This window comes from Pseudomonas sp. CYM-20-01 (assembly GCF_023169845.1).
In the GTDB taxonomy this organism is placed as follows: Bacteria; Pseudomonadota; Gammaproteobacteria; order Pseudomonadales; family Pseudomonadaceae; genus Aquipseudomonas; species Aquipseudomonas azotoformans.
Genome location: NZ_AP025169.1, coordinates 2,269,010 through 2,282,624, shown reverse-complemented (window position 1 = coordinate 2,282,624; position 13,615 = coordinate 2,269,010). Strand labels below are relative to the sequence as shown.

Below are 13,615 nucleotides of genomic sequence, written 5' to 3'. Positions count from 1 at the left end.
CAGTAGATATCTTCAATAAGGAGAAACACCCATGCGCAAGACTTTAGCTATTTCCATGATGCTGGCCGCTGCCCTCGGTCTGGCTGCCTGCGACAAGAAATCCGAAGACAAAGCCCAAGACGCTGCAGCCCATTCTGAGCAAGCTCAGAAAGATATGGCCAAGGCTCAGGATAAAGTGAACGACGCTGCGAAAGAAAACGCCGAAGCTGCCAAAGCTCAGGCTGAATCGAACCAAGCCGCCGCAAAAGAAGCAGCACCTGCTACCGGTTCTTGAGACCGCGGTTTGAAGTAGCTTCGCTGCAAAAAGAAAGCCCGCTTAGATAGCGGGCTTTACTTTGCCTGGTGTTTTTTACTTGAGGGGTTGATCAAACCGCTTCTTTAACCGGTTCCGACGGCGGTGTATCCGTCTGGGTAAACACCATCACTTGCAGCACGTCGGAATGAAACTCCCGCCGATACAGCACCAACACCACCCCAGCGCTCATCAACATGAATAGCCAGGGGCTGACAAACCACGCCAGCATGGTCATGCCGAAGTAATAAGAACGCAGGCCAAAGTTGAACTGGTTGGCCGCCATGGAGATGACTCGCGCCGCACGTAGAGCAAATGCCTTGCGCTCCTGCTCCGACACATCCCGCTCGCCGATCATCGGCGCCGAGCCGACCAGCACCGCCGCGAAGTTGTACTGGCGCATGCACCAACTGAATGTAAAGAACGCATAGACGAACACCAGTGCCAGGCACAGCAGCTTGATCTCCGACATACCTTGGGACGCCTGTTGCACCATCGGTATGTCCGCCAGCAACGACACTGCCCGCTCTGAAGCACCCAACACCGTGAGAATGCCGGCGAGGATGATCAGCGTGCTGGAGGCAAAGAACGAAGCGTTGCGCTCGAGGTTGCCGATCACACTGGCGTCGGCGATGCGGTTGTCGCGCAGCAGCATGCGGCGCATCCAGTCTTCGCGGTACAGGTGCAGCACGCTGGCGAGGCATGCAGTGTCACGAGCCTTCCAAATGGCGTATCGGGTATAGCCGCCCCAGCAAAGGGCGAACCACAGGGCGGCAAGCAGGTGGATCTGATTGGTTTCGATGAACGACATGCGGGTCCTTTGCAGAAAGAGGGCTGAAACGCTTTTGCGTCAGTTCGACGTTAGTGCACAGAAAAAGACACTGCCGTTCACCCATAAAAAAAGCCCCATATCGATTGATACGGGGCATTTCAGTACAGCGGGAAACATGGGTTTATGCGATAGCTTCGCTGCGCTTGCCGAGCATCCGATCAACCCCGAACGCCACGACCAGCGTCATCACCGACGGCACCAGCCAGGCCAGGCCCTGGTCGCTCAACGGCAGGTTCGCCAGGGGCGAAGGCATCCAACCCGCCAAGCCAGCGCCCTTGAGCGCATCGATGCAGCCAAAGATGAACGACACCAGCATCACCGGACCAACGATGCGGCCCTGCTCCTGCCAGAAGTCTTTGCAGAAGCTCAGCGCCACCAGCACGATGCACGGCGGGTAGATCGCGGTGAGCACCGGGATCGAGAACGCAATCAGCTTGGTCAGGCCCAGGTTCGACACAAACAGCGAGAACAGCGCGAGGATCACCACCAATGCCTTGTAGGACAGCGGCAGGATTTTGCTGAAGTACTCGGCGCAGGCGCAGGTCAGGCCCACCGCAGTCACCAGGCACGCCAGGGAGATCAGTACCGCCAGGAAGCCGCTGCCCAGGGAGCCAAACGTGTGTTGCACATAGGCGTGCAGCACCGCCGCGCCATTGCTGGCACCGGCCGCCACGGCATGGCTGCCCGAGCCCAGGCGGAACAGGCTGACATACACCAGGGCCAGGCCCACGCCGGCAATCAGCCCGGCAATGATCGCGTAGCGGGTGATCAACTGCGGCGACTCCACGCCACGGGAACGAATGGCGTTGACGATCACGATGCCGAACACCAGGGCGCCCAGGGTATCCATGGTCAGGTAGCCATTGATGAAGCCTTGGGAGAACGGTGCAGCCACGTATTCCGGCGTGGCAACGCCCACATCACCGGCCGGCAAGGCAAACGCGGCGATACCGAGGATGGCCAGGGCGATGATCTTCAGTGGCGCCAAAAAACGCCCAACGGTGTCCAGCAGTCGACCTGGGTACAGGGAAACGAAGAACACCACCAGGAAGTACACCGAGCTGTAGAGGAACAGCGCCAGCGGGCTTTCGCCGGTCAGCGGCGCCAGGCCCACCTCGAACGAGACGGTCGCGGTGCGCGGGGTGGCGAACAGCGGCCCTACCGCCAGGTACGCCGCCGCCGCCAGCAGGCCACCGGCGATCTTGCCGATCGGGCTGCTCAACGCGTCCATGCCGCCGCCAACCTTGGCCAGGGCGATCACGGTGACCACCGGCAGGCCAACGGCGGTGATCAGGAAGCCCAGCGCTGCCATCCAGACATGAGGCCCGGACTGCAAACCAACGATAGGCGGGAAGATGATGTTGCCAGCGCCCACGAACAGGGCAAACGTCATGAAGCCCAGCGCCAGGATGTCCTGGCTTTTCAACACTTTCATTTGAGGAAATACCACACTACTGAATCGGAATTTAGAGAGGGATTCCCTATGGATGAGGGAAATACTGCCGGCCCTTATGGGAGCCGACCGGTCTAGCGCGCGGCTTCCTTTTGGGATGCGGACGCATAAAGAGGCGGCTAGGGTACAGAATTGGGCTGACAAACGCACTGTTGCGGGGCGGACTGTCCGATAAGCGACATCTCTATGTCGCGTTTTCATACTTAATCTGGCAATGCAGATAAATCTGGGAGGGGGCTTGCCCCCGATGGCGGAGTGTCAGTCACTGTATTTGTTAACTGACCCACTGCAATCGGGGGCAAGCCCCCTCTCACATTTTGATCTTTGTTAAACCCCAGAACGCACAAAGGCCACCCGAAGGTGGCCTTTGTGGGGTGAAGCGTCAGTTAAGCGCGAGGCTTACTTGACAGCCCAACCGGTCAGCTCGGCCAGGGCCTTGCCGATGTCTGCCAGCGAACGCACGGTTTTTACGCCTGCGTCTTGCAGTGCAGCGAATTTCTCGTCTGCAGTGCCTTTGCCGCCAGAGATGATTGCGCCAGCATGGCCCATGCGCTTGCCAGCAGGGGCAGTCACACCAGCGATGTAGGAAACAACCGGCTTGGTTACGTGTGCCTTGATGTAGGCAGCCGCTTCTTCTTCAGCCGAACCGCCGATCTCACCGATCATTACGATCGCTTCGGTCTTCGGGTCTTCCTGGAACAGCTTCAGGATGTCGATGAAGTTCGAACCTGGGATCGGGTCACCGCCGATGCCGACGCAAGTCGACTGACCGAAACCGGCGTCAGTGGTCTGCTTCACAGCTTCGTAGGTCAGGGTGCCGGAACGGGAAACGATACCGACTTTACCTGGCAAGTGAATGTGACCTGGCATGATGCCGATCTTGCATTCGCCTGGAGTGATCACGCCTGGGCAGTTAGGGCCGATCAGGACTACGCCCAGCTCGTCGCACTTAACTTTAGCGTCCAGCATGTCCAGGGTAGGAATGCCTTCGGTGATGCAGACGATCAGCTTGATGCCGCCGAATGCTGCTTCCAGGATCGAGTCCTTGCAGAAAGGAGCTGGAACGTAGATCACGCTGGCGGTGGCGCCAGTGGCAGCTACAGCGTCTTTCACGGTGTTGAACACTGGCAGGCCCAGGTGCTCGGTGCCGCCTTTACCCGGTGTTACGCCGCCAACCATCTTGGTGCCGTATTCGATGGCTTGCTGGGTGTGGAAACTACCTTGCGAACCGGTAATACCCTGGCAGATAACTTTGGTGTCTTTATTGATCAGGACGCTCATTATTTGCCCTCCGCAGCTTTGACAACTTGTTGAGCAGCGTCGGTCAGGCTGGTAGCCGCGATGATGTTCAAACCGCTTTCTGCCAGTACTTTAGCGCCCAGTTCAGCGTTGTTACCTTCAAGGCGAACAACAACCGGGATTTTAACGCCAACTTCTTTCACTGCACCGATGATGCCTTCGGCAATCATGTCGCAACGAACGATGCCGCCGAAGATGTTGACCAGTACTGCAGCGACGTTGGAGTCGGACAGGATGATCTTGAAGGCTTCGGTTACGCGTTCTTTGGTAGCACCACCGCCCACGTCGAGGAAGTTGGCTGGTTTGCCGCCATGCAGGTTGACGATGTCCATGGTACCCATGGCCAGGCCGGCACCGTTGACCATGCAGCCGATGTTGCCTTCCAGGGCTACGTAGTTCAGTTCGAACTTGGCAGCGTGCGCTTCGCGCGGATCGTCTTGCGACGGATCGTGGAAAGTCTTCAGCTTAGGCTGACGGTACATCGCGTTGGCGTCGATGTTGATCTTGGCGTCCAGGCAGTGCAGATCGCCGTCAGCCTTGATCACCAGCGGGTTCACTTCCAGCAGGGCCAGATCGTGATCCTGGAACAGTTTGGCCAGACCCACGAAGATCTTGGCGAACTGGGCAACTTGCTTGCCTTCCAGGCCCAGCTGGAAAGCCAGCTCGCGACCCTGGAATGGCTGAGCGCCAACCAGTGGGTCGATAGTGGCTTTCAGAATTTTTTCTGGGGTTTCGTGAGCGATCTTCTCGATGTCCACGCCACCTTCGGTGGAAGCCATGAACACGATGCGACGGCTCGAACGGTCAACGACAGCGCCCAGGTACAGCTCTTTAGCGATATCAGTGCACGATTCAACCAGGATCTTGGTGACTGGCTGGCCATTGGCATCAGTCTGGTAAGTCACCAGACGCTTGCCCAGCCACTGCTGTGCGAAGGCCTTGGCGTCTTCTTTGCTGCGAACCAGCTTAACGCCGCCCGCTTTACCGCGACCACCGGCGTGGACCTGGGCTTTGACAACCCACTCGCTGCCGCCGATTTTGTCGCAAGCTTCTGCTGCTGCTTCCGGGGTGTCTACTGCGTAGCCCTTGGAAACTGGCAGGCCGTATTCAGCGAACAGCTGCTTACCCTGATACTCGTGAAGATTCATGCTTTTTACCGTCTTCGTTAGGTACTGCGCATTCGGCGCTGCGCTCATTATGAGTGCCGCGCCACCTGTGACTGCTGCTTGCGCAACTTGCGGGGCTCAAGGCCCGTAAAGCTGCGCAAGGCTGCGTCCAGCGGATATTCCGCGGTGAGTCTTGCGCGCAAGGCTCACGACGGGCAACTCCGCCGTGGTTTCTTATTATCTCGCTTAGCGCTTCTTGCGGTTGGCGATGTGGATGGCGCCGCCATTCACTGCCAACGCAGCTTCGTGCAACGCTTCGGACAGGGTCGGATGGGAGAAGACCATCATGCCCAGGTCCTCGGCACTGGTGCCGAATTCCATACCGATCGCGCCTTGCTGAACCAGTTCTGCAGCGCTCGGGCCAATCACGTGGACGCCCAATACGCGGTCAGTCTTGGCATCAGCGATGACTTTGACAAAACCACCGGTGTCGTTGGCTGCCATGGCACGGCCAGAAGCGGCAAACGGGAAGGTGCCGACGTTAACTTCAACGCCTTCAGCTTTCAACTGCTGTTCGTTCTTGCCGACCCATGCAATTTCCGGGTGGGTGTAGATAACCGATGGGATCAGGTCGTAGTTCATCTGGGTTTTGTGACCCTTGATGCGCTCGACAACCATGATGCCTTCTTCGGAAGCCTTGTGCGCCAGCATCATGCCGCGAACCACGTCGCCGATGGCGTACACGCCAGGCACGGAAGTTGCGCAGTGATCGTCAACATGGATGAAACCACGCTCGTCGATGCTCACGCCGCTGTCGGATGCCAGCAGGTCGGTGGTCACTGGACGGCGACCAACGGCTACGATCAGCTTGTCGAAAGTGATGGTTTTTTCGCCATCCTTGTCGGTGTAGTTGACCACAACTTCTTCGCCGTTGACTTTCGAGCCGGTGACGCGAGCGCCCAGCTTGATGTCCAGACCTTGTTTGGTCAGGGTTTTCAGCGCTTCCTTGGAAACGGCAGTGTCGGCAGCCAGCAGGAACGTGTCCAGGGCTTCCAGCACGGTCACTTCAGCACCCAGGCGGGACCAGACCGAACCCAGTTCCAGGCCGATCACGCCAGCGCCGATCACGCCCAGGCGCTTAGGCACAGCCTGGAATTCCAGGGCGCCGGTCGAATCAACGATAACGTTGTTGTCGACTGGAGCAGGCGGAATGTCGATTGGACGCGAACCTGGAGCCAGGATCACGTTTTCGGCTTCGATGATCTCAGTCGAACCGTCTGGCTTGGTGATTTCAACTTTCTTGCCGGCCAGCAGTTTGCCGTGGCCTTGCAGGGAAGTAACGCCGTTGGCCTTGAACAAGGTGGCAACGCCGGAAGTCAGGCCCTTAACGATGTTGGCTTTACGACCGACCATCGCCGGTACGTCCATGGTCACGCCAGCATGGTTGATGCCGTGGATCGCGAAGCCGTCCTGGGCTTCGTGGAATTTCCAGGAGCTGTCCAGCAGCGCCTTGGAAGGAATGCAACCGACGTTCAGGCAAGTACCGCCCAGTGCCAGTTTGCCTTCCTTGTCGGTGTATTTTTCGATGCAAGCAGTCGAGAGGCCCAGTTGTGCGGCCTTGATAGCGGCTACGTAGCCGCCAGGACCTGCACCAATCACTACGACGTCAAATTTCTGTGTCATGAAAATAGATCCTCTATTTGCGACAAGCTTTTAGCCGCAAGCTGCAAGCCAAGCTGCTTTTTCTTACAGCTTGTAGCTCGCAACTTGCAGCTGCTTCAATCAAATATCCAGCAACAGACGAGCCGGGTCTTCCAGCAGGTTCTTGATGGTCACCAGGAAAGTCACGGCTTCTTTACCATCGATCAGGCGGTGATCGTAAGACAGCGCCAGGTACATCATCGGGCGGATCACGACCTGGCCGTTGATGGCCATAGGACGCTGGATGATGTTGTGCATGCCCAGGATCGCGGCTTGTGGCGGGTTGACGATCGGGGTCGACATCATCGAACCGAAGGTACCACCGTTGGTGATGGTGAAGGTACCGCCGGTCATCTCGTCGATGGTCAGCTTGCCGTCACGGGCTTTCTTGCCGAAAGTGGCGATGCCGCCTTCGATTTCAGCCAGGCTCATCAGCTCGGCGTTACGCAGTACAGGAACCACCAGGCCACGGTCGCTGGACACGGCAACGCCGACGTCTGCGTAGCCATGGTAAACGATGTCGTTGCCGTCGATGGAAGCGTTGACTGCCGGGAAGCGTTTCAGCGCTTCGGTGGCCGCTTTCACGAAGAAGGACATGAAGCCCAGGCGCACGCCGTTATGGGACTTCTCGAACAGATCCTTGTACTTCGAACGCAGGGCCATGACTTCGGTCATGTCGACTTCGTTGAAGGTGGTCAGCATCGCCATGTTCGATTGGGCTTCAACCAGACGCTTGGCCACGGTGGCACGTACGCGGGTCATCGGAACGCGCTTCTCGGTGCGGTCGCCAGCAGCGAACACAGGCGCAGCGGCAGCCGGGGCAGCAGCCTTGGCAGGTGCGGCAGCTGGAGCGTTTTTCTTGGCTTCAACCGCCGCAACCACGTCTTCCTTGGTCACACGGCCGTCTTTGCCGGTGCCTTTGATGGAGGCCAGGTTGATGCCGTTCTCTTCAGCCAGCTGGCGGGCAGCCGGTGCAGCGATCGGGTCTTCAGCGCCTGCAGCCGGGGCTGCAGCTGGAGCAGCGGCGGCGGCCGGTGCAGCAGCAGGAGCCGCGGCAGCAGCACTGCCCTCTTCGATCGAGCCCAGCACCTGGTTCGACAGAACGGTAGCGCCTTCTTCGGCAACGATTGCGCCCAGCACGCCGTCAGCTTCGGCCAACACTTCCAGCACGACTTTGTCGGTTTCGATGTCGACGATCAGGTCGTCACGCTTTACAGCGTCGCCTGGTTTCTTGTGCCAGGTGGCAACGGTGCCATCGGCAACCGATTCCGGGAATGACGGGGCTTTGATTTCGATAGCCATTATCTGTGGGTCCTTAAAATTCGGTTTCAGTCAGCGCGAAGGCGTTAAACAGTGAAAGCATCTTGCAGCAGTTTTTCCTGCTGCTCGGCGTGCATCGACGCATAACCACACGCAGGTGCAGCGGAAGCATCACGGCCGGCATATTCCAGGCCCAGGGCCTTGTTGTGGTTGCCGATGCTGCGACGCAGGTGATGCTGGCTGCTGTACCACGCGCCCTGGTTCATCGGTTCTTCCTGGCACCACACCACGTTGGTGAGGTTGGTGTAAGGCGCGATGGCCTCCATCAGGTCGTCTTCCGGGAACGGGTAAAGCTGCTCGATACGCACGATGGCGATGTCTTCGCGGCCTTCGGCACGACGTTTTTCCAGCAGGTCGTAGTAGACCTTGCCGCTGCACAGGACCAGGCGAGTCACCTTGGTCGCGTCCAGCGTGTCGATTTCTGGAATAACGGTCTGGAACGAACCATCAGCCAGATCTTCCAGGGTCGAGATGGCCAATTTATGACGCAGCAGCGACTTCGGTGTCAGCACTACCAGCGGCTTGCGCAGTGGGCGGATCACCTGGCGACGCAGCAAGTGGTAGATCTGGGCCGGAGTCGTCGGCACGCATACCTGGATGTTGTGCTCGGCGCACAACTGCAGGTAACGCTCCAGACGGGCCGAGGAGTGCTCAGGACCCTGACCTTCATAACCGTGTGGCAACAGCATGGTCAGACCGCACAGGCGACCCCACTTGTGCTCGCCGCTGGTGATGAACTGGTCGATAACCACTTGGGCACCGTTGGCGAAGTCGCCGAACTGGGCTTCCCAGATCACCAGCGCGTTTGGCGTGGTGGTCGAGTAACCGTATTCGAACGCCAGCACGGCTTCTTCGGACAGGAACGAGTCGTACAGGTCGAAACGTGGCTGGCCTTCGTACAGGTTCTGCAACGGGATGTAGGTGCCCGCGTCTTTCTGGTTGTGCAGCACGGCATGACGGTGCGAGAACGTACCGCGGCCGATGTCCTGGCCGGTCATGCGGATCGGGTGGCCTTCGAACGCCAGGGTCGCGTACGCCATGGTTTCGGCGTAACCCCAGTTGATCGGCAGGCCGCCGGCTTGCATCTTCTGACGGTCTTCGTAGATCTTCGCAACCTGGCGCTGCACCACGAAGCCCTCTGGAATTTCCAGCAGCTTGGCGGACAGTTCCTGCAGGGTCTTCAGATCGAACGAAGTGTCGTGACGCGCAGTCCAGGCGTGGCCCAGGTACGGACGCCAGTCCACGAACAGCTCTTTGTTTGGCTCTTTGACCAGGCTTTTCACTACGTGCAGACCATTGTCCAGCGCGTTGCGGTATTCATCGACCTTGGCCTGAACACGCTCATCGTCAACCACGCCGGCCTTGGTCAGGCTTTCGGCGTACAGCTCACGGGTGGTGCGCTGCTTGGTGATCTGCTGGTACATCAACGGCTGGGTGCCGCTTGGTTCGTCGGCTTCGTTGTGACCGCGACGGCGGTAGCAGACCAGGTCGATCACCACGTCACGCTTGAACTGCATGCGGTAGTCGATGGCGAGTTGGGTCACGAACAGCACGGCTTCCGGATCATCACCATTCACATGGAGGATCGGCGCCTGGATCATCTTGGCAACGTCGGTGGCGTACTCGGTGGAACGCGCGTCCAGCGGGTTGCTGATGGTGAACCCGACCTGGTTGTTGATGACGATGTGAACGGTACCGCCCGTCTTGAAGCCGCGAGTCTGCGACATCTGGAAGGTTTCCAGGACCACGCCTTGACCGGCGAATGCCGCGTCGCCGTGGATGGAAATCGGCAGGACCTTCTCACCCGTGGTGTCATTACGACGATCCTGGCGAGCACGCACCGAACCCTCGACCACTGGAGAAACGATTTCCAGGTGGGATGGGTTGAAGGCCATGGCCAGGTGAACTTCACCGCCGGTGGTCATCACGTTGGACGAGAAGCCCTGGTGGTATTTAACGTCACCGGAACCCAGCTCGACCTTCTTCTTGCCTTCGAACTCGTCGAACAGCTCACGCGGGTTCTTGCCGAAGGTGTTGACCAACACGTTGAGGCGACCACGGTGGGCCATGCCGATCACGATTTCCTTGGTGCCGTAGGAACCGGAACGCTGGATCAGCTCGTCGAGCATCGGGATCAGGCTTTCGCCGCCCTCCAGGCCGAAACGCTTGGTGCCCGGGTATTTGGTGCCCAGGTATTTTTCCAGGCCTTCGGCAGCGGTTACGCGCTCGAGCAGGTGGCTGCGTACGTCGGCAGACAGCACCGGACGACCACGCACACCTTCCAGGCGATGCTGGAACCAGTGGCGTTGCTCGGAATCGGTGATGTGCGTGAACTCAGCGCCAATGGTGCGGCAATATGTCTGCTGCAACGCTTCGTGAATTTCGCGTAGGCTCGCTTCCTCTTTGCCGATGAACAGGTCGCCGGCACGGAAGGTCGTATCAAGATCGGCATTGGTCAAGCCGTAATGATTGATCGACAGGTCAGCAGGTGCAGGACGCTTCCAGAGCCCCAGCGGGTCAAGCTGGGCCGCCTGGTGGCCACGCATCCGGTAGGCCTGGATCAGTCGCAGTACTTCAACTTGCTTCTTCTCGTGCTCACTGCTCACGCTCCCGGCGGAAACCGGTTGGGCGCGGCGCTGGTTCTTTGCCAGCAGCACAAACTGATCGCGAATTGTTGCATGCGATACATCGGTGGCAGCGTTGCCGTCTGAAGACAACGTCTGAAATTTGGTGCGCCATTCTTCTGGCACAGCGTTAGGGTCGTGCAGGTAGAGCTCATAAAGCTCTTCCACATAGGCAGCGTTACCACCTGAAAGATAGCCGCTGTTCCACATGCGCTGCATCACGCTTTCTTGCATGCTTGGTCACCCTCGATTTGGGGACACCACCGGCGAAAACACCGAGTTTGCTTGCAAAAGGCCAAGTGCAGCGACCAAAACAAGCCACTTAGGATCACGCTGATAGTTCGGGTACCAACCCGAATGCCCCTGCTTGTCTCATTTCTTCAAAATAAGAGCCGCGGCTTTGTAAGTCGCTGCTCAAGTTAAAACTACGGCGCCGGTTGAAGCCTGCGCCGTAGCATTTACGGGCACAACGGTCCTGCCTTTACTACAACGTCGGTTACACGCCGCTCTGCAGCAGCATGTTACGGATGTGACCAATGGCCTTAGTCGGGTTCAGGCCTTTGGGACATACGTTGACGCAGTTCATGATCCCGCGGCAGCGGAATACACTGAACGGGTCATCCAGCGAAGCCAGACGCTCGGACGTCTTGGTATCACGGCTGTCTGCCAGGAAGCGGTACGCTTGCAGCAGGGCAGCTGGGCCCAGGAACTTGTCCGGGTTCCACCAGAAGGACGGGCACGAAGTCGAGCAGCAAGCGCACAGGATGCACTCGTACAGACCGTCGAGCTTCTCGCGCTCTTCCGGGGACTGCAGACGCTCGATGGCCGGAGCCGGCGTATCGTTCTGCAGGAACGGCTTAACTTTCTCGTATTGCTTGTAGAAGATGCTCATATCGACGACCAGGTCACGGATAACCGGCAAACCTGGCAGAGGACGAACGATCAGCTTGTTGCCTTTAACGACGGCGGACAGCGGCGTGATGCACGCCAGGCCGTTTTTGCCGTTGATGTTCATGCCGTCGGAACCGCACACACCTTCACGGCAAGAGCGACGATAGGAGAAACCTTCGTCCTGCTCTTTGATCAGTGCCAATACATCCAGCACCATCAGGTCTTTACCACCGGTATCGACCTGGAATTCCTGCATGAACGGCGCAGCGTCCTGATCAGGGTTGTAGCGATAAACACTGACTTTCAACATGGCAGCCACCCTTAGTAAGTCCGAATCTTCGGTTCAAACGTCGGAACCGTCTTCGGCGAGAAGTTCACGGCACGCTTGGTCACGCGCTTGTCACCCGGGAAGTACAGGGTGTGGCACAGCCAGTTTTCGTCGTCGCGATCTTCAAAGTCTTCACGGGCGTGGGCACCACGGGATTCCTTACGAACCTCGGCGGCGATTGCGGTCGCTTCAGCCACTTCCAGCAGGTTTTGCAGTTCAAGGGCTTCGATACGAGCGGTGTTGAACGCCTGGCTCTTATCGTTGATCTTGACGTTGGCAATGCGCTTGCGCAGGTCAGCCAGCTGGGCGATACCCTTCTGCATGTATTCGCCGGTACGGAATACACCGAAGTAGTTCTGCATGCAGCTTTGCAGCTCGCGACGCAGGGTAGCCACGTCTTCGCCATCAGTGCGCTCGTTCAGAGCGTTCAGGCGCGCCAGTGCGGCCTCGATGTTGGCGTCGGTAGCGTCGTCGTATTCGATGCCGTCGGTCAGCGCCTTTTCCAGGTGCAGGCCGGCGGCACGGCCGAAGACCACCAGGTCGAGCAGCGAGTTGCCGCCCAGGCGGTTGGCACCGTGAACCGATACGCACGCCACTTCGCCTACAGCGAACAGACCGTGGATGATCTCGTCCTCGCCTTCGGCGTTCTGGGTGATCGCCTGACCATGAATGTTGGTCGGCACGCCGCCCATCATGTAGTGGCAAGTCGGAACAACCGGAACCGGAGCAACCACCGGGTCAACGTGGGCAAAGGTCTTGGACAGCTCACAGATACCTGGCAGGCGGCTGTGCAGGACTTCTTCGCCGAGGTGATCGAGCTTCAGCAGTACGTGGTCGCCATTCGGGCCACAGCCGTTGCCGGCGATGATTTCTTTAACCATCGAACGAGCCACAACGTCACGACCAGCAAGGTCTTTCGCGTTCGGAGCGTAACGCTCCATGAAACGCTCGCCGTGCTTGTTGATCAGGTAACCGCCTTCACCACGGCAACCTTCTGTAACCAGTACACCAGCGCCGGCAATGCCGGTCGGGTGGAACTGCCACATTTCGATGTCTTGCACCGGTACGCCAGCACGCAGTGCCATGCCAACGCCGTCGCCGGTGTTGATCAGGGCGTTGGTGGTCGACGCGTAGATACGGCCTGCACCGCCGGTTGCCAGTACGGTAGCCTTGGCGCGGATGTAGGTGGTTTCACCGGTTTCGATGCAGATGGCGATCACACCAACGAACTCGCCTTGTGCGTTCTTCACCAGGTCGACCGCGTAGTACTCGTTCAGGAACGTGGTACCGGCTTTCAGGTTGCCCTGATAAAGGGTGTGCAGCAGCGCGTGACCGGTACGGTCGGATGCGGCGCAGGTACGGGCAGCCTGCCCGCCTTTACCGTAATCCTTCGACTGACCGCCGAATGGACGCTGGTAGATACGGCCTTGCTCGGTACGGGAGAACGGCAGACCCATGTGGTCCAGCTCGAACACCGCGGCCGGGCCTTCCTGACACATGTATTCGATAGCGTCCTGGTCACCGATGTAGTCGGAACCCTTGACGGTATCGTACATGTGCCAGCGCCAGTCATCGTTCGGGTCGGCGGAGGCAATGGCGCAGGTGATGCCACCCTGGGCCGATACGGTGTGGGAACGGGTCGGGAACACCTTGGTGATCACGGCAGTCTTGTGACCGCCCTGGGCCAGCTGCAGCGCAGCGCGCATGCCAGCACCGCCGCCACCAATAATGATGGCGTCGAATGAAATAGTTGGAATGTTAGCCATGAA

The 13,615-nt window shown here is 58.8% G+C and carries 10 protein-coding genes; 1 reads left to right on the top strand and 9 read right to left on the bottom strand.

Going from position 1 to position 13,615, the window contains the following annotated elements:
* Positions 1–31 precede the first annotated feature (31 nt).
* Positions 32–274 carry a hypothetical protein gene (locus M2497_RS10355; RefSeq protein ID WP_058427885.1) on the top strand — a complete coding sequence of 81 codons (243 nt, stop codon included), beginning with the start codon at positions 32–34 and terminating at the stop codon, positions 272–274.
* A gap of 91 nt (positions 275–365) precedes the next feature.
* Here M2497_RS10355 and M2497_RS10350 read toward each other — a convergent pair whose 3' ends face one another.
* From M2497_RS10350 to sdhA, 9 genes are all read right to left on the bottom strand, one after another.
* A complete protein-coding gene (locus M2497_RS10350) occupies positions 366–1,103 on the bottom strand; it encodes a DUF599 family protein (RefSeq protein WP_071489580.1) in 738 nt (245 codons plus the stop codon).
* 142 nt (positions 1,104–1,245) lie between these two features.
* Positions 1,246–2,559, bottom strand: coding sequence for a branched-chain amino acid transport system II carrier protein (brnQ, locus tag M2497_RS10345; protein ID WP_248487258.1), 1,314 nt, complete (start codon positions 2,557–2,559; stop codon positions 1,246–1,248).
* A gap of 417 nt (positions 2,560–2,976) precedes the next feature.
* Positions 2,977–3,858 carry a succinate--CoA ligase subunit alpha gene (gene sucD, locus M2497_RS10340; protein ID WP_003172813.1) on the bottom strand — a complete coding sequence of 294 codons (882 nt, stop codon included), beginning with the start codon at positions 3,856–3,858 and terminating at the stop codon, positions 2,977–2,979.
* Entirely contained in the window at positions 3,858–5,024 is a 1,167-nt protein-coding gene (gene sucC / locus M2497_RS10335) for an ADP-forming succinate--CoA ligase subunit beta (protein ID WP_003190011.1), read from the bottom strand. The genes sucD and sucC overlap by 1 nt, the downstream gene beginning before the upstream one ends.
* A 204-nt stretch (positions 5,025–5,228) precedes the next feature.
* Positions 5,229–6,665 (bottom strand): dihydrolipoyl dehydrogenase, encoded by a 1,437-nt coding sequence (gene lpdA, locus M2497_RS10330; protein WP_248487256.1) that lies wholly within the window; start codon positions 6,663–6,665, stop codon positions 5,229–5,231.
* 99 nt (positions 6,666–6,764) lie between these two features.
* Complete coding sequence (gene odhB / locus M2497_RS10325; protein ID WP_058427889.1) at positions 6,765–7,985, bottom strand: 2-oxoglutarate dehydrogenase complex dihydrolipoyllysine-residue succinyltransferase; 1,221 nt, start codon at positions 7,983–7,985, stop codon at positions 6,765–6,767.
* Positions 7,986–8,029: 44 nt separating this feature from the next.
* Entirely contained in the window at positions 8,030–10,861 is a 2,832-nt protein-coding gene (locus M2497_RS10320; RefSeq protein ID WP_248487254.1) for a 2-oxoglutarate dehydrogenase E1 component, read from the bottom strand.
* A gap of 262 nt (positions 10,862–11,123) precedes the next feature.
* Positions 11,124–11,828: a succinate dehydrogenase iron-sulfur subunit gene (locus tag M2497_RS10315; protein ID WP_003172807.1), complete on the bottom strand. Its 705-nt coding sequence runs from the start codon at positions 11,826–11,828 to the stop codon at positions 11,124–11,126.
* Between the two features lie 11 nt (positions 11,829–11,839).
* Entirely contained in the window at positions 11,840–13,612 is a 1,773-nt protein-coding gene (gene sdhA / locus M2497_RS10310) for a succinate dehydrogenase flavoprotein subunit (RefSeq protein ID WP_010211741.1), read from the bottom strand.
* Positions 13,613–13,615: the final 3 nt, after the last annotated feature.

What these genes read in the sequence shown, in the direction of transcription:
- lpdA (WP_248487256.1), bottom strand. Translation starts at nt 6,665, where the DNA reads ATGACACAGAAATTTGACGTCGTAGTGATTGGTGCAGGTCCTGGCGGC.
- sucD (WP_003172813.1), bottom strand. Translation starts at nt 3,858, where the DNA reads ATGAGCGTCCTGATCAATAAAGACACCAAAGTTATCTGCCAGGGTATT.
- sucC (WP_003190011.1), bottom strand. Translation starts at nt 5,024, where the DNA reads ATGAATCTTCACGAGTATCAGGGTAAGCAGCTGTTCGCTGAATACGGC.
- M2497_RS10315 (WP_003172807.1), bottom strand. Translation starts at nt 11,828, where the DNA reads ATGTTGAAAGTCAGTGTTTATCGCTACAACCCTGATCAGGACGCTGCG.
- M2497_RS10320 (WP_248487254.1), bottom strand. Translation starts at nt 10,861, where the DNA reads ATGCAAGAAAGCGTGATGCAGCGCATGTGGAACAGCGGCTATCTTTCA.
- M2497_RS10355 (WP_058427885.1), top strand. Translation starts at nt 32, where the DNA reads ATGCGCAAGACTTTAGCTATTTCCATGATGCTGGCCGCTGCCCTCGGT.
- sdhA (WP_010211741.1), bottom strand. Translation starts at nt 13,612, where the DNA reads ATGGCTAACATTCCAACTATTTCATTCGACGCCATCATTATTGGTGGC.
- M2497_RS10350 (WP_071489580.1), bottom strand. Translation starts at nt 1,103, where the DNA reads ATGTCGTTCATCGAAACCAATCAGATCCACCTGCTTGCCGCCCTGTGG.
- odhB (WP_058427889.1), bottom strand. Translation starts at nt 7,985, where the DNA reads ATGGCTATCGAAATCAAAGCCCCGTCATTCCCGGAATCGGTTGCCGAT.
- brnQ (WP_248487258.1), bottom strand. Translation starts at nt 2,559, where the DNA reads ATGAAAGTGTTGAAAAGCCAGGACATCCTGGCGCTGGGCTTCATGACG.